Source organism: Variovorax sp. V15 (assembly GCF_041154425.1).
GTDB classification, from domain to species: domain Bacteria; phylum Pseudomonadota; class Gammaproteobacteria; order Burkholderiales; family Burkholderiaceae_C; genus Variovorax; species Variovorax guangxiensis.
Map to the genome: position 1 here is coordinate 4,514,866 of NZ_AP028659.1, position 13,894 is coordinate 4,528,759.

16 protein-coding genes are annotated in these 13,894 nt (G+C 69.8%); 9 read left to right on the top strand and 7 right to left on the bottom strand.

The window, feature by feature from the left end; translation table 11 throughout:
* Positions 1 to 75 precede the first annotated feature (75 nt).
* The 6 genes from ACAM57_RS21495 (at position 76) to ACAM57_RS21520 (ending at position 5,411) form a co-directional block, all read left to right on the top strand.
* A complete protein-coding gene (locus tag ACAM57_RS21495) occupies positions 76 to 1,137 on the top strand; it encodes a Fe(3+) ABC transporter substrate-binding protein (protein ID WP_369658838.1) in 1,062 nt (353 codons plus the stop codon).
* Positions 1,138 to 1,177: 40 nt separating this feature from the next.
* Positions 1,178 to 2,857, top strand: coding sequence for an ABC transporter permease (locus ACAM57_RS21500; RefSeq protein WP_369658839.1), 1,680 nt, complete (start codon positions 1,178 to 1,180; stop codon positions 2,855 to 2,857).
* A 1-nt stretch (position 2,858) separates the two neighbouring features.
* Positions 2,859 to 3,554: an ABC transporter ATP-binding protein gene (locus ACAM57_RS21505; RefSeq protein ID WP_369658840.1), complete on the top strand. Its 696-nt coding sequence runs from the start codon at positions 2,859 to 2,861 to the stop codon at positions 3,552 to 3,554.
* Positions 3,555 to 3,658: 104 nt separating this feature from the next.
* Complete coding sequence (locus ACAM57_RS21510) at positions 3,659 to 4,342, top strand: glutathione S-transferase family protein (protein ID WP_369658841.1); 684 nt, start codon at positions 3,659 to 3,661, stop codon at positions 4,340 to 4,342.
* Positions 4,343 to 4,408: 66 nt separating this feature from the next.
* Positions 4,409 to 4,822, top strand: a complete 414-nt coding sequence (gloA, locus tag ACAM57_RS21515) for a lactoylglutathione lyase (RefSeq protein WP_369658842.1) — start codon at positions 4,409 to 4,411, stop codon at positions 4,820 to 4,822.
* A gap of 22 nt (positions 4,823 to 4,844) precedes the next feature.
* On the top strand, positions 4,845 to 5,411 hold the full coding sequence (locus ACAM57_RS21520; RefSeq protein WP_369658843.1) for a DUF1697 domain-containing protein: 567 nt from the start codon (positions 4,845 to 4,847) through the stop codon (positions 5,409 to 5,411).
* On the opposite strand, the gene ACAM57_RS21525 is transcribed toward ACAM57_RS21520, so the two are convergent.
* The 4 genes from ACAM57_RS21525 to ACAM57_RS21540 form a co-directional block, all read right to left on the bottom strand.
* Positions 5,412 to 6,143: a haloacid dehalogenase type II gene (locus tag ACAM57_RS21525; RefSeq protein ID WP_369658844.1), complete on the bottom strand. Its 732-nt coding sequence runs from the start codon at positions 6,141 to 6,143 to the stop codon at positions 5,412 to 5,414.
* A gap of 11 nt (positions 6,144 to 6,154) precedes the next feature.
* Positions 6,155 to 6,790, bottom strand: a complete 636-nt coding sequence (eda, locus tag ACAM57_RS21530) for a bifunctional 4-hydroxy-2-oxoglutarate aldolase/2-dehydro-3-deoxy-phosphogluconate aldolase (protein ID WP_369658845.1) — start codon at positions 6,788 to 6,790, stop codon at positions 6,155 to 6,157.
* A 54-nt stretch (positions 6,791 to 6,844) separates the two neighbouring features.
* On the bottom strand, positions 6,845 to 8,686 hold the full coding sequence (edd, locus tag ACAM57_RS21535; RefSeq protein ID WP_369658846.1) for a phosphogluconate dehydratase: 1,842 nt from the start codon (positions 8,684 to 8,686) through the stop codon (positions 6,845 to 6,847).
* A 193-nt stretch (positions 8,687 to 8,879) separates the two neighbouring features.
* The gene (locus tag ACAM57_RS21540; RefSeq protein ID WP_184636094.1) at positions 8,880 to 9,446 is read right to left on the bottom strand and encodes an OmpA family protein; all 567 of its coding nucleotides are present in this window, start codon (positions 9,444 to 9,446) and stop codon (positions 8,880 to 8,882) included.
* A gap of 135 nt (positions 9,447 to 9,581) precedes the next feature.
* Here ACAM57_RS21540 and ACAM57_RS21545 point away from each other — a divergent pair, with 135 nt between their 5' ends.
* Together ACAM57_RS21545 and ACAM57_RS21550 are read left to right on the top strand one after the other, a co-directional pair.
* A complete protein-coding gene (locus ACAM57_RS21545) occupies positions 9,582 to 10,283 on the top strand; it encodes a gamma-glutamylcyclotransferase (RefSeq protein WP_126024100.1) in 702 nt (233 codons plus the stop codon).
* Positions 10,280 to 10,819 (top strand): superoxide dismutase family protein, encoded by a 540-nt coding sequence (locus ACAM57_RS21550; RefSeq protein ID WP_369658847.1) that lies wholly within the window; start codon positions 10,280 to 10,282, stop codon positions 10,817 to 10,819. Before ACAM57_RS21545 ends, ACAM57_RS21550 begins: the two co-directional genes overlap by 4 nt.
* A 16-nt stretch (positions 10,820 to 10,835) precedes the next feature.
* On the opposite strand, the gene ACAM57_RS21555 is transcribed toward ACAM57_RS21550, so the two are convergent.
* A complete protein-coding gene (locus tag ACAM57_RS21555; protein ID WP_369658848.1) occupies positions 10,836 to 11,405 on the bottom strand; it encodes an NTP transferase domain-containing protein in 570 nt (189 codons plus the stop codon).
* 29 nt (positions 11,406 to 11,434) lie between these two features.
* On the opposite strand from ACAM57_RS21555, the gene pdxH reads away from it, so the two are divergent.
* Positions 11,435 to 12,088: a pyridoxamine 5'-phosphate oxidase gene (gene pdxH / locus ACAM57_RS21560; RefSeq protein ID WP_126024097.1), complete on the top strand. Its 654-nt coding sequence runs from the start codon at positions 11,435 to 11,437 to the stop codon at positions 12,086 to 12,088.
* 205 nt (positions 12,089 to 12,293) lie between these two features.
* On the opposite strand, the gene ACAM57_RS21565 is transcribed toward pdxH, so the two are convergent.
* Positions 12,294 to 13,505 (bottom strand): OmpA family protein, encoded by a 1,212-nt coding sequence (locus ACAM57_RS21565; protein WP_369658849.1) that lies wholly within the window; start codon positions 13,503 to 13,505, stop codon positions 12,294 to 12,296.
* Complete coding sequence (locus ACAM57_RS21570; RefSeq protein WP_369658850.1) at positions 13,499 to 13,879, bottom strand: hypothetical protein; 381 nt, start codon at positions 13,877 to 13,879, stop codon at positions 13,499 to 13,501. Before ACAM57_RS21570 ends, ACAM57_RS21565 begins: the two co-directional genes overlap by 7 nt.
* Positions 13,880 to 13,894: the final 15 nt, after the last annotated feature.

Sequence of the window (13,894 nt, forward strand, 5' to 3'; positions counted from 1 at the left end):
CACGCGACACCGGCGGCGACGTCATCCGCTGCCGGCGCCGGAGCTTTCTAGAACACCCGCTCCTGGAGGATCCTCATGACCGAACAACGCTCGCGCGTCCAAGGCCGCGCCGCGCGCGCACTGCTTGGCGCAGGCGCCGCGTGGCTGGCCGCCACCGCCCTGCCCGCGCAGGCCGCCGAAGAACTCACGCTCTACACGACGCGCGAGCCCGCGCTGATCCAGCCTCTCATCGCCGCCTTCAGCGCCCAGAGCAACATCAAGGTCAACACCGTCTTCGTGAAGGACGGCTTGCTGGAGCGCGTCAAGGCCGAAGGCGCCCGATCCCCCGCCGACGTGCTGATGACGGTGGACATCGGCAACCTGATGGACCTCGTCGACGGCGGCGTGACGCAGCCCGTGAAGTCGGCCGCGCTCGAGTCGGCCATTCCGGCCAACCTGCGCGGCGCCGACGGCCAGTGGTTCTCGCTCTCGATGCGCGCGCGCGTGCTCTACGCCGACAAGAACCTGCCGCTCACCAGCTTCCGCTACGAGGACCTGGCCAACCCCAGGTACAAGGGCAAGGTCTGCATCCGCGCCGGCCAGCATCCCTACAACACCGCGCTCGTGGCCGCGCTGATCGCGCACGACGGCGAGGCCAAGGCCGAGCAGTGGCTGCGCGGCGTGAAGGCCAACCTCGCACGCAAGGCCACCGGCGGCGACCGCGATGTGGCGCGCGACATCCTCGGCGGCATCTGCGACGTGGGCCTGGCCAACTCGTACTACGTCGGCCAGATGAAGAGCGCCAAGGAAGGCACCGACGCGCGCAAGTGGGGCGACGCCATCAAGGTGGTGCGCCCGACCTTCGCCAATGCCAAGAGCGGCGGCACGCACGTCAACATCAGCGGCGCGGCCGTGGCGAAGAACGCCCCGCAGCGCGCCAACGCGGTCAAGCTGCTCGAGTTCCTGGTGTCGGAGCCGGCCCAGGCCCTCTACGCCCAGACCAACTACGAGTACCCGGTGCGCAAGGGTGTGGCCCTCGACCCGATCATCGGCCAGACCATCGGCGAGCTGAAGGTCGACCCTCTGCCGCTGACCGAGATCGCGAAATACCGCAAGCAGGCGAGCGCGCTTGTGGACAAGGTTGGCTTCGACCAGTGACATCGACGAGCGCCGGGCATGCCTGCCGGCGACTGACTGAATGAGTCTCCTGCGGCGCCAGCCGCCGGGCCTGCAAGCCGCCGGCCCGGCCTGGCGCTGCGCGTCGTTCCTGATCGCCGTGGGCGTGCTCGCACCGGTGCTCACGCTGGCGTGGCTGGCCTTCGGCTCGGGCCTGGGCCACTGGGGGCCGCTCTTCGCGCACGTGCTGCCGCAGGCGGCGCTCAACACGGCCGTGCTGCTTGCCGGCGTTGGCGCGCTGGTACTGGTGATCGGCACCGGCTGCGCATGGCTGGTGACGGCGCACGACTTCCCCGGACGCGGCACCCTGCACTGGGCCCTGTTGCTGCCGCTGGCGATGCCGACCTACATCGTCGCCTTCGCCTACCTCGACCTGCTGCACCCCATCGGCCCGGTTCAGGGCGCGATCCGCTGGATGCTGGGCTTCGACAGTCCGCGCCAATTCCGCCTGCCCGACCTGCGCTCGATGCCCGGCGCGATCTTCGTGCTGGGCTTCGTGCTCTATCCGTACGTCTACATGACGGCGCGCGCGATGTTCATGACGCAGCCGGCGCACCTGATGGAGGCGGCGCGCATGCTCGGCGAGAGCCGGCGCGGAGCCTTCTTCCGCGTGGCGCTGCCGCTGGCACGTCCTGCACTGGCCGTGGGGCTGAGCCTCGCGCTGCTCGAAACGCTCAACGATATCGGCGCTTCCGAATTCCTCGGCGTGAACACGCTGACGGTCGCGGTCTACACCACCTGGATCACGCGCTCCGACCTCGCGGGCGCCGCGCAGATCGCCTGCGCGATGCTGTTCGTGGTGATCGCGCTGGTCTGGCTGGAGCGCAACGGCCGGCGTCACCAGCGCTTCGGCTCGGCGCAGCGAATGCGCGCGGTGCAGCCACGCAGGCTGCACGGAGCCGCGGGCTGGGCCGCGACGGCGGCAGCCTCGCTGCCGGTGCTGATCGGCTTCGGGGCGCCTGCCCTCTACCTGGTCTGGGAAAGCGCCAAGCGGCTGCGCCAGGGCGGCGGCATCTCGCAGGGGCTGATCGCGAGCCTCGGCAATACGCTGACGCTGGCAGCGGGGGTCACCGCCGTCGCGGTGGCAGCCGGGCTGATCGTCGCCTGGGCCGCTCGCAGCCAGGGCTCGGGGCCCGCACGCGCGCGTTGGCAGGCGCGCGCTGCGACGCTGGGCTATGCGGTGCCGGGCACGGTGCTGGCCATCGGGCTGCTCACGCCGGCGCTGGCCTTCGATTCGGCGCTGGCCACGGCCTTCGGCCTGCAGGGCCTGCCGCTCATGAGTTGCGGCGTGGTGCTGGTCGTGGCCTGCGCGATCCGCTTTCTCGCGATGCCGGTCGGTGGCATCGAGGCCGGCCTCTCGCGCATTCCACCCGCCATCGAGCAGGCCTCGCGCCTGCTCGGCGAGACCACCGCCGGCACGCTGCGCCGCGTGCACTTGCCGCTGCTTCGCCCCGCCATGGCCTCCGCCGCGCTGCTGGTGTTCGTCGATGCGATGAAGGAGCTGCCTGCCACGCTGCTGTTGCGGCCCGCCAACTTCGACACCCTCGCCACCTGGCTCTATGCCGAGGCCGCGCGTGGCACCTACGAGGAAGGCGCGATCGCCGCGCTCGCCATCGTGCTCGCAGGCCTGCTGCCCGTGGTGCTGCTCGCGCGCAACCAGCTGGGCGCACCTTCGGCCACGCTGGCTCCCGAGAAGACATGACATGAGCTCCCCACTGCACCTCGACGCGATCAGCCTCGCCTACGACACGCCGCGCGGCCTGCACACCGTCGTCGACGGCTTCTCGCTGGCGCTGGACGCGGGCGACATCGCCTGCCTGTTCGGCCCTTCCGGCTGTGGCAAGACGACGGTGCTGCGCGCCATCGCGGGCTTCGAGCCGCTGCGCGCCGGCACGATCCGCCTCGGCGAGGTGCTTCTGTCGTCCGCGCAGAAGCACCTGCCGTCCGAGCAGCGGCGCGTGGGCATGATGTTCCAGGAGTACGCACTGTTCCCGCACCTTTCGGCCGCGAGGAACGTGGCCTTCGGCCTGCGCCGGCTGGGCCGCGCCGAACAACAGTCGCGGGTCGTCGAAATGCTCGCGCTGGTCGGTCTCGCCGATGCGGGCGAGCGCTATCCGCACGAGCTTTCCGGGGGCCAGCAGCAGCGCATCGCGCTGGCCCGCGCGCTCGCACCTTCGCCCGCCCTGCTGCTGCTCGACGAGCCCTTCTCCAACCTCGACGGCGGCACGCGCGAACGGCTCACCGTGGAGGTGCGCGACATCCTGAAGCAGGCGGGGCAGACGGCCATTCTCGTCACGCACAACGAGGCCGAGGCGCATGCGATGGCGGACCGCATCGGCGTGATGCACGGCGGGCGCATCACGCACTGGATAGATACGACGGCCGTCGATCCCATCTAGCACAAGGCGCCCGCTTCCCTAATGGGCTTTCCGGGAAAAGGTTGTTCAGGACCGCAAGAATCGCCGCGATCCAGACACAACCGATCCAGAAAACGGAGAGCCCCATGCCCCAGCAATCCCTCACCCTCGTCAGCCACCTGCTTTGCCCGTACGTACAGCGTGCCGCGATCGCGCTGCACGAGAAGGACGTGCCCTTCGAGCGCGTCGTGATCGACCTTGCCAACAAGCCGCAGTGGTTTCTCGACATCTCGCCGCTCGGCAAGGTGCCGCTGCTGAAGGTGCGCAGGCCCGACGGAGGCGAGGCCGTGCTGTTCGAGAGCAACGTGATTTGCGAGTACCTGGAAGAAACCCAGCCCGGCGCTCGCCTGCACCCCGAGGACCCGCTCGCCCGCGCCGAACACCGCGCATGGATGGAGTTCGGCTCGGCCATCCTCGGCGACCTCTGGGGCTACGAGACCACGCAGGACGCGGCGGTGTTCGAACAGAAGCGCCAGGCACTGCTCGCCAAGTTCCAGCGCGTGGAAGCGGCGCTGGGCCAGGGCCCTTACTTCGCGGGCGGCAGCTTCAGCCTCGTCGACGCGGTCTTCGCGCCGGTGTTCCGCTACTTCGAGGTGTTCGATGCGATCAGCGACTCGCACATCTTCGACGCCCTGCCCAAGGTCGATGCATGGCGCAAGGCGCTGGCCGAACGCCCCAGCGTGCGCGACGCGGTGGTGCCCGAGTACCCGCAGCACCTGATGGAGTTCCTGAAGCGCCACCAGGCCCACCTGCTGACACTGGCCGCTTGATCGCCGCGCCGGGAGGCCGACAATAGCGGGCTTCCCTCTCCACGACCACGAACAAGGCACAACGAGATGCGACTCCTCCACACCATGCTGCGCGTCGGCAACCTGCAGCGCTCCATCGACTTCTACACCAAGGTGCTCGGCATGAACCTGCTGCGCACCTCGGAGAACCCCGAGTACAAGTACAGCCTCGCATTCATCGGCTATGGCAACGGCAACCCCGACCAGGCCGAGATCGAACTCACCTACAACTGGGGCACCGAGAGCTACGAACTGGGCACCGCCTACGGCCACATCGCCCTCGGCGTGCCCGACGCCTACGCGGCCTGCGAGAAGATCAAGGCCGCCGGCGGCAACGTGACGCGCGAGGCCGGCCCGGTCAAGGGCGGCACCACCGTCATCGCCTTCGTCACGGACCCCGACGGCTACAAGGTGGAACTGATCCAGCGCGACGAGAAGGCTGCCGGCGGCGGCCTGCGCTGAAGGCCCCGGCGCCGGATACGCCATGGCAACCGCGAAGAAGCAAGCCGCCACGGCAACGCGCCATGTCGCGCTGCTGCGCGGCGTGAACGTCAACGGCATCACGATCAAGAGCGCGGACCTGAAGGCGCTCTTCGCCGAACTGGGCTTCGGCGCGGTGCGCACTGTGCTCGCCAGCGGCAACGTGCTGTTCGACACCACCGAGAGCGACGCGGCAGCACTTCGCACGCGCATCGAGCAGGCGCTGCGCAAGCGCTTCGGCTACGACGCCTGGATCGTGCTGCTCACGCAGAAGACCGTTGCCGCGATCGCCGCTGCCTACCCCTTCGAACGCATCGACGAGGAGCGCCACCCGTACATCGTGTTCGGCTCCGACAAGGCGATGCTCGACGAGATCATGGAAAAGGCCGGCACGGTCGATGCCAATACCGATACCGAGCGGCTCGAACGCGGCAAGGGCGTGCTGTACTGGCAATGCCCGCGCGGCGAGAGCCTGGACACGCCCGTGGCCAAGCTGCTCGGCAAGGCCCGCTACAAGTCGAGCACCACGACGCGCAACCTGCGCACGGTGGAAAAGCTGCTCGCCGACTGATCAGCAGCCGAGCAGCTCGGCCAGTTGGTTGATGTCGCGCGCGTGCAGGTTGTTGTCCGGCTTCGGCGAGACATCCTTCGGCCGCGCGAGGCCGAACTCGTGGGGCCGCTCGATGTAGGCCGTCTTCAGGCCGCATGCGCGCGCGGCGGCCAGATCGTCGTGATGCGCGGCGGCCAGCATCACCTGGCCCGGCGTCGCGTCGAACACGCCCGCCACGCCGAGATACGTGCGCGGATCGGGCTTGTAGGCTTTGAACACCTCGGCCGAGAGCACGCAGTCCCAGGGCAGGCCGGCACGCTTGGCCATCTCGGTGAGCAGGCCGATGTTGCCGTTCGACAGCGTGCAGATGGTGAACTTCTTCTTGAGCCGCGCGAGCCCCGCCACCGAGTCGGGCCATGCCGGCAGGCGGTGCCAGGCGCGGCTCAGGTCGCGCCTGGCGGCGTGGTCGATGCGATCGGCCAAGCTGAAGTCGTGCAGCACCTGGTCGAGCATGCTCAGGTGCAGCTCGTCGAGCAGCGTGAAGCCGCCCTCGCCCGCGGCGATGCGCTCCATCACCGCCTTCATGGCCGGCTGGTAGCCCGCGCGCCACGCCAGCGCGAAGGCCGCGCCGTCCACGCCAGGGAACACGCGCTCGACCTCGGCGGCGATGCCGCTGTGCCAGTCGACCACGGTGCCGAAGACGTCGAACGCGATGACCTTGAGATCGCTCGCGTCGAATTCAGCGCTGCTCATGGCGGCGGCGCTCAGCGCTGCAGTTGGCTCGCGGCGCGTGCCAGCTGCTCGATGCGTGTCCAGTCGCCGTCGCGGATCGCGTCGGTCGGCACGATCCACGAGCCGCCCACGCAGGCCACGTTCGACAGCGCGAGGAACTCGGCCGCGTTGCCGGCGTGGATGCCGCCGGTCGGGCAGAAGGTGACATCGCCGAAGGGGCCCTGCCATGCCTTGAGCATCGGCAGGCCGCCGGCCTGCAGCGCGGGGAAGAACTTCAGCTGCGTGTAGCCGTCTTCCTGCGCCGTCATGATCTCGCTGCCGGTCGCCACGCCGGGCAAGAGCGGCAGGCCGATGTCGTGGCATGCCTTGCCGACCGAGCGCGTGTAGCCCGGGCTCACGCCGAATTTCGCACCGGCCAGCGCCGCGGCCTGCGCGTCGGCGGCGCTGCGGATGGTGCCGGCGCCGGCCACGGCCTCGGGCACGTCCTTGGCGATGGCTTCGATGCACTGCAGCGCCTGCGGCGTGCGCAGCGTCACTTCGAGCATGCGGATGCCGCCGGCCACCAGGGCGCGCGCGAGCGGGATGGCGTCTTTCACATCGTTGAGCACGATCACCGGAATGACCGGGGCGTCGCGCATCACGTCGAGGGGGGTGAGTTTTTCAGTCATTTCCTGGCTCCAACTGGTTACGTATGCCTCGCCTTGTGGAAGAAGCCGCCCTGGTCACAGCCAGGAGCAGGCCCCCTCTTCGGCGGTCAGTGCATTGCGGCGCATGCCGGCGAACAGCTCACGGCCCAGGCCGTGCCCGTCGGCAATGCGTTGTGCCTCGGGCATCGTCGCGACCTCGCGCGCGGCCCATTCGTCCTCGGGCAGCAACACGGCGAGCGTACCCGCGACGGAATCGAGACGGATCAGGTCGCCGTCGCGCACCTTGGCGAGCGGCCCGCCGGCGGCGGCCTCGGGCGAGACGTGGATGGCGGCCGGGATCTTGCCCGACGCGCCGCTCATGCGGCCGTCGGTGACCAGCGCCACGCGGAACCCCTTGCCCTGCAGCACCGACAGCGGTGGCGTGAGCTTGTGCAGCTCGGGCATGCCGTTGGCCTGCGGCCCCTGCCAGCGCACCACGCAGACCACGTCGCGCTCCAGTTCGCCGGCGGTGAACGCCTTCTGCAGCGCGGCCTGCGAATCGAAGACGCGTGCGGGCGCCTCGATGACGTGGCGGTCGTCGGGCACCGAGGACACCTTGATGACGCTGCGGCCCAGGTTGCCGCTCAGCAGTTTGAGGCCGCCGGTGGCGCTGAACGGGCTGTCGACGGAACGGGTGACGGCCTCGTTCTTCAGCGGCGCGGCGGGAGTCCATTGCAGGCGCTTCTCATCCGAACCATTCGCCAGCGACGGGATGTTCGCGAATTCGCGGATGCCGCCCGAACGCACCGTCAGCACGTCGGCATGCATGAGGCCGGCCTCCACCAGCTCGCCGATCACGAAACCCGGGCCGCCCGAGGCCTGGAACTCGTTCACGTCGGCGCTGCCGTTGGGGTACACGCGGCTCAGCAGCGGCACCACGTCGGAGAGCTTCGAGAAGTCGTCCCAGTCGATCACGATGCCCGCGGCACGCGCCACGGCCACCCAGTGGATCAGGTGGTTGGTGGAACCGCCCGTGGCAAGCAGCGCGACCATGGCGTTGACGATGCAGCGCTCGTCGACCATCACGCCGATCGGCGGGCAGTCGAAGGGCGCATTGCCCGCCTTGCCCAGCACCGTGCGCACGGCTTCCCGCGTGAGCGTCTCGCGCATCGCGTCGCCCGGCTGGATGAAGGCCGTGCCGGGCACGTGCAGGCCCATGGCCTCCAGCAGCATCTGGTTGCTGTTGGCGGTGCCGTAGAAAGTGCATGTACCGAGCGTGTGATAGGCCGCCATCTCGGCGTCGAGCAGGCCCTGGCGGCCGACCAGGCCTTGCGCGGCCTGCTCGCGCACCTTCGACTTGGCGCCGTTCGACAGGCCCGAGGGCATCGGCCCGGCCGGCACGAACACGGTGGGCAGGTGGCCGAAATGCAGCGCGCCGATGAGCAGGCCGGGCACGATCTTGTCGCACACGCCGAGCATCAGCGCGGCGTCGAACATGTCGTGGGTGAGCGCGACGGCGGTGCTCATGGCGATGAGGTCGCGGCTGAACAGGCTCAGCTCCATGCCGGGCGTGCCCTGCGTCACGCCGTCGCACATGGCGGGCACGCCACCGGCCACCTGGGCGGTGGCGCCGAGGCCGCGGGCCTCGTTCTTGATGATGTCGGGGTAGCCCTGGTACGGCGCGTGGGCCGAGAGCATGTCGTTGTAGGCGGTGACGATGCCGATGTTGGGCGCGCGCTCGGCCACCACGCGGAACTTGTCGTTGGCCGGAATGCCGGCCACGGCATGCGCCACGTTGGCGCAGCCCATGCGGTCGGAGCCGCGGTCGCGGCTGCGGAGTTCTGCAAGGCGGGTGAGGTAGGCGCTGCGCAGCCCCTGGCTGCGCTCGCGGATGCGATCGGTGACGTCGCGTACGGTGGGGTTGGTGCTGCTGCTCATGGGGGTCTATGGCTCTTGCTGCTGTCGCCCGGGCGACTCTGGGCCTGGAGGCCCATGGTAACAAGCCGGGTGCGGCAGCCCGATGAAATCCGAGCGCGGGGCAATACGAATTTACCCAGTTGCGCGCTGAAAGAGGCCGCGCACAAAAAAGCCCGGCATGGCCGGGCTTGTTGTTCTTGCGGCGAGGCGGCTGTCAGTCGACCAGCTTGACCTCGACACGGCGCGCCTCGGCGTTGTTGCCCGAGCCGGCCGTCACGGCGGGCTTCTGCAGGTCGACCTTGGCGGCCGGAACGCCCAGGCCCACGAGCACGTCGCGCACCGTCTCAGCCCGCTTCTTCGCGAGCTGCTCGTTGATGGCGGCGTCGCCGGTGGTGTCGTGGAAGCCAGAGACCACCGCCTTGCGGCCGCTCTCCACGCCCTTGATGACCGCGGCCAGGGCCTCCGCGGCGCCCGGCGCGAGGTCGGCGCTGCCGGTCGCGAAATAGAAGTTCACCACGCCGTCGACCACGCGGATGCTCGCGCCGTCGGGGATGACCACGGTCACCGTCTCGGTGACTTCGGCCACCTTGGGCGCCGGCTGGGCCGGGGGCGGAGCTGGCATGGTCGTCACCATCGCGGTCACCGCCGGCGGCTTGGCAGCGGCCGCGTTGCCGTGGCCCTTGTGCCAGATGGCGATGCCCACCACGAAGAAGATCACCAGGGCGATCAACGCCATGACGAATCCGAGGATGAAGTTCTGCTGGCTGTCGTCGTCGCTCATCGGGGGTCTTGCTCCGTAAGGAAGGGGCCGGTAAATAATGGTGCGGTGAACCATGATCAGGAAATTGTAGGTGGCGGTTCCGGCACTTCCGTGTCGGAGCCGGCGCCGAACCCCGGTCCGCCGGGACTCGACCCCATGCCAGCGCCCCTGCGCGACCCGCAGCCGATGCTTGAGCGCGCCATCGCCGACTGGGGCGGGCACGAGGACCTCTGGCTCTTCGGCTACGGCTCGCTGATCTGGCGGCCCGAGTTCGACTTCGTCGAGCGGCGCCAGGCCTGGGTGCGCGGCTGGCACCGGGCGCTGAAGATGTGGAGCCGCGTGAACCGGGGCAGCGTGCAGACGCCGGGCCTGGTGTTCGGGCTGCTCTCCGGCGGCAGCTGCCGCGGCATGGTGTTCCGCGTGCCGAAGGCCGAGGGGCTCGAAACCCTGCGGCGGCTCTGGCTGCGCGAGATGCCCACCGGCGTGTACGACCCCAGGTGGCTGCGCTGCGGCACGGCCGAGGGCGACGTGCGCGCGCTGGCTTTCACGCTCTCGCGGCGCAGCCCCAACTTCACGGGCGAACTCAGCGACGAGCGCTACCGCCACATCTTCGCCAATGCCGTGGGCCGCTACGGCAGCTCGCTCGACTACGCCCAGCAGACGCTGCTGGAGCTGCGGCGCCATTCGATCCACGACGCCGCGCTGGCCCGGCTGGTGGCGCTGGCCGAGGTGAAGGAGCAGCTGCTGTCGGAGAACGCCGCTGATTGCGATGTGCCGCAGGCTCCGGTATATGTTCCGGGGTCAGCAGACAAGAAGTCTTCCTCCCAACCATCCGGACCCAACAAGGAAAACACATGAACCAAAGTCGTCTCACCGCCATCGGCGCTCTCCTCCTCGCGTCGGCCCTGCTGGCCGCCTGCGGCAGCATGGGCGGCAAGCCGAGCTCCGCCGTCGAGCTGGTGCCGACCGCCGCGATCACGCCCAACCCGACGAGCGGCACGGTGACCTTCACCGCCCTCGACCATGGCGTGCGCGTGGCGGGCGAGGTGCGCGGCCTGGTGCCGGGCAGCGAGCACGGCTTCCACATCCACGAAAAGGGCGACTGCGGCGACAACGGCAATGCCTCGGGCGGCCACTTCAACCCGACCGGCGGCACGCACGGCAAGTTCGGCGCGCCGGGCAGCCATGCAGGCGAACTGCCGAGCCTGGTGGCCGACGCCAAGGGCGTGGCCCGCTTCAGCGTGGAAGACCACTCGATCTCGCTCACGCCGGGCGCAGCCAACAGCGTCGTCGGCCGCGCACTGGTGGTGCACCGCGACCCAGACGACTTCACGACGCAGCCCGCGGGCAACTCCGGCCCGCGCATCGCCTGCGCGGTGATCGCGAAGCCCTGATCGCCGAGAGAAAGAGCTAGGCGCCCTCGCGCGCCAGCCACAGCGCCTCGGCCCTCGCCAGGGCTTCGGGCGTGTCGATGTCGGTGACGACGCCCACGTCGTCCACCGCGAGATCGACGACCGAATCGATGGCGCGCATCGCCCGCAGGACGGACGCCGCGCCGGCAGCCCCCTCCAACGCCGCCAGTTGCGCGCCGCATACGGCGGCGAAGCCCACCGGGTGGCCGCGCTCCCCCCGGTACTGCGGCTGCACGGCATTCACCGCACCGTTCAGAGCGGCCGCCACGGCCTGCAGCGTGCGCGGCTGCACCAGCGGCAGATCGCCCGGCAGGATCAGCCAGCCGGCAGCCCCGGAAGTGGCGCGCACGGCCGCGGCAATCGAATCGCCCATGCCGGGATGCCCCGCGTCTTCCACATGCCAAGGCAGCCCGCTGGCGCGCACCGCGTCGAGCGTTCGCTCCAGCACCGGCCTGCCGGCCAGCAGCGCCCTGAGCTTGGAGCCGGTGCCGCCGGCCGCGATGAAGCGCTCGCCACGGCCCGAGGCCAGCACGATCACCACCGGGGAATTCGCCTTCTGCGTCGTCATGGGCCGAGTATGTGCGCAACAATCCCGGCATGACTTCCCCTCTTTCCAAAGACGCGCTGGCCGCGCTGCGCAAGAGCTACGAGCGGGCCGAGCTCGACGAGACGCGAAGCGCCGACGATCCGCTCAAGCAGTTCGAGCGCTGGCTCACCGAGGCCGTCGAGGCGCAAGTGCCCGAGCCCAACGCGATGACGCTGTGCACCGTGGGCAGCGACCTGCGGCCGTCGAGCCGCATCGTGCTCATCAAGGGCTACGACGCGCGCGGCATCGTCTGGTACACCAACTACGAGAGCCGCAAGGGCCGCGAGCTCTCGGGCAACCCCTATGCGTCGCTGCAGTTCCACTGGGTCGAGCTGGAGCGCGTGGTGCGCATCGAGGGCCGGGTGGAGAAAGCCGGCGCCGATGAGAGCGACGCCTACTACGCGAGCCGCCCGCTCGACTCGCGCATCGGCGCCTGGGCCAGCCCGCAGAGCGAAGTGATCAGCGGCCGCGACGTGCTGGTGAAGAACGCGGCCCTCTACGCCGCCAAGCACCTGCTCTCGCCGCCGCGCCCGCCGCACTGGGGCGGCTACCGCCTGGTGCCCGACCGCTGGGAGTTCTGGCAGGGCCGCAAGAGCCGCCTGCACGACCGGCTGCGCTACCGGCTCGAGGGCAGCGACTGGATTCGCGAACGCCTCGCCCCCTGACCCCTACTCCTTGAAGGAACACCGCGGAACCGGCTTTGCCGGGCTGCAGGTGTTGCCCCGGAAGGGGGTTGGCGAAGCGACACGAAGTGCGCGCAGCCTGGGGGCGAGCCCAGTGCTACCGCAGAACCGGCTTTGCCGGGCCGCCGGTGTTGCCCCGGAAGGGGGTTGGCGAAGCGACACGAAGTGCGCGCAGCCTGGGGGCGAATCAAGCCTCGCAACCGACAACCTTGAACTCGACGCGCCGGTCCAGCGCATCGCTCGCATCGTCGGCGCCCGTACCGACGATGTTCTCGCGGAATCCCATGCCCGATTCGCGCAGCTTCTTCGACAGCGGCGGGGCCTCTCCCACCAACTTCGCCTTCACGCTCGTCGCGCGCTGCAGCGACAGCCGCTCGTTCACCGCCTCCGAACCCGTGCGGCTGGTGTGGCCCGTGACCACCACGCACGAATCGATCTGCGCCGCCTGCCGCGCGATCTGGCGCAGCCACATCGGATAGGCGGCACTGATCTTCGGGTCGGACAGGAAGTCGGTCGAGCCCGGCTTGAACAGGAACTTCACGCTCAGGTTGTTGGTTTCGAGCCCGAGCCTGGCGATGGTGCCGAAGGTCTTCTCGGCATCGGCCGTGCGGCCGAGTTGCGACTGCGTGAGGTACAGGCCGCTGTAGATGCGCAGCTGCTGCCCGTCGGGCCGCTTCGACGCGGCCTCGTAGCGGCTCAGCGCCTCGCTCATGCGGCCGGCCTCGTAGGCGGCGGTGGCTTCCTGCAGCACGGTGGCGGTCGGCAGGCGCTCCAGGTAGAGCGCATCGGCGGCCTGGCCGGGCTGGGTCTCGGCGGTGCGGATGTAGCCCTCGACGCCGCGGTCCTTGCCGTTCACCGGGCTGTCGCGGAAGAAGGCGGTGGGGCGTGTGTCGAGCGAGGTGTCGCTGATGCGCGTTACCGACTGCGCGATCACCACGCCGCTCTTGATCTCGGTGAGCGCCAGGTTCAGCCGGTAGGGCCCGCCCGAGGCGTCCTTGTCGCGCACCAGCGTGCCGTTGAGCACGTACTGCGCATTGCCGATCTCGGTGGCGTTGAAGGGCGAGACGGTGAACTGCTTGAACTGCGCCTGCATGCGCTGGACGATGCGCTGCTCGGCCACGCGCGTCACCTCGGTCTGCTGGCCGCTGGCGCCTTCGAGCAACGGATCGATCACGATGCGGCGCTGCGTGAGCGTCGACTCCACCTTGGCCAGGAAGGCCGGCAGCTTCTGCGTCTGCACCATCAGGTCGTCCACCGCCTGGTTCACGGCCTGGTCGAAGGGCATGGCGTTGCCGGGCACGGGGCGGTGCGCGCAAGCGGCGGCGAGCACGGCGGCAGCGCACAGCGCGAACGCGCGCAGCGCCAGGCAAGCGCGTTGGATGGTGGTCGTCATCAGCATTGGCTCCTCAATGTCTTCATGTCCTGGTCCGACAGCGGCTCGCCGACGGCGGCGCGCATGTTGATCTCGGTGCAGCGCTTCGACGGCGCGGGGCGCGGCGCGGCGGCTGCTTCGCGTTGCACGGGTGGTTGCGACGGCGGCGGCGCGACCGGCTGCGGGCGAGCCCTGGCCACCGGCTTCGGTTTCGACGGCCCCTCCTCGGCCCTGTCCGCTTTCTCCGCTTTCTCCGCTTTCTCCGCCTTCGCCTCCGCCGGCTCGCGCGCAACGCCCGCCGAAAGGCACGGCGTGCGGCACGGCTTGGGGGCCTCGGCGGCAGTCTCGGCTGCCTGCGCGGGTCGGCCGTGCAGCGCGATCACCGTCGCGACCACCGCCATAGCAAGAAGGGGCGA

What these genes read in the sequence shown, in the direction of transcription:
- ACAM57_RS21550 (WP_369658847.1), top strand. Translation starts at nt 10,280, where the DNA reads ATGAACCAAAGTCGTCTCACCGCCATCGGCGCTCTCCTCCTCGCGTCG.
- ACAM57_RS21540 (WP_184636094.1), bottom strand. Translation starts at nt 9,446, where the DNA reads ATGAGCGACGACGACAGCCAGCAGAACTTCATCCTCGGATTCGTCATG.
- edd (WP_369658846.1), bottom strand. Translation starts at nt 8,686, where the DNA reads ATGAGCAGCAGCACCAACCCCACCGTACGCGACGTCACCGATCGCATC.
- ACAM57_RS21555 (WP_369658848.1), bottom strand. Translation starts at nt 11,405, where the DNA reads ATGACGACGCAGAAGGCGAATTCCCCGGTGGTGATCGTGCTGGCCTCG.
- gloA (WP_369658842.1), top strand. Translation starts at nt 4,409, where the DNA reads ATGCGACTCCTCCACACCATGCTGCGCGTCGGCAACCTGCAGCGCTCC.
- ACAM57_RS21500 (WP_369658839.1), top strand. Translation starts at nt 1,178, where the DNA reads ATGAGTCTCCTGCGGCGCCAGCCGCCGGGCCTGCAAGCCGCCGGCCCG.
- ACAM57_RS21510 (WP_369658841.1), top strand. Translation starts at nt 3,659, where the DNA reads ATGCCCCAGCAATCCCTCACCCTCGTCAGCCACCTGCTTTGCCCGTAC.
- ACAM57_RS21570 (WP_369658850.1), bottom strand. Translation starts at nt 13,879, where the DNA reads ATGGCGGTGGTCGCGACGGTGATCGCGCTGCACGGCCGACCCGCGCAG.
- ACAM57_RS21505 (WP_369658840.1), top strand. Translation starts at nt 2,859, where the DNA reads ATGAGCTCCCCACTGCACCTCGACGCGATCAGCCTCGCCTACGACACG.
- pdxH (WP_126024097.1), top strand. Translation starts at nt 11,435, where the DNA reads ATGACTTCCCCTCTTTCCAAAGACGCGCTGGCCGCGCTGCGCAAGAGC.
- ACAM57_RS21525 (WP_369658844.1), bottom strand. Translation starts at nt 6,143, where the DNA reads ATGAGCAGCGCTGAATTCGACGCGAGCGATCTCAAGGTCATCGCGTTC.
- ACAM57_RS21545 (WP_126024100.1), top strand. Translation starts at nt 9,582, where the DNA reads ATGCCAGCGCCCCTGCGCGACCCGCAGCCGATGCTTGAGCGCGCCATC.
- eda (WP_369658845.1), bottom strand. Translation starts at nt 6,790, where the DNA reads ATGACTGAAAAACTCACCCCCCTCGACGTGATGCGCGACGCCCCGGTC.
- ACAM57_RS21565 (WP_369658849.1), bottom strand. Translation starts at nt 13,505, where the DNA reads ATGCTGATGACGACCACCATCCAACGCGCTTGCCTGGCGCTGCGCGCG.
- ACAM57_RS21520 (WP_369658843.1), top strand. Translation starts at nt 4,845, where the DNA reads ATGGCAACCGCGAAGAAGCAAGCCGCCACGGCAACGCGCCATGTCGCG.
- ACAM57_RS21495 (WP_369658838.1), top strand. Translation starts at nt 76, where the DNA reads ATGACCGAACAACGCTCGCGCGTCCAAGGCCGCGCCGCGCGCGCACTG.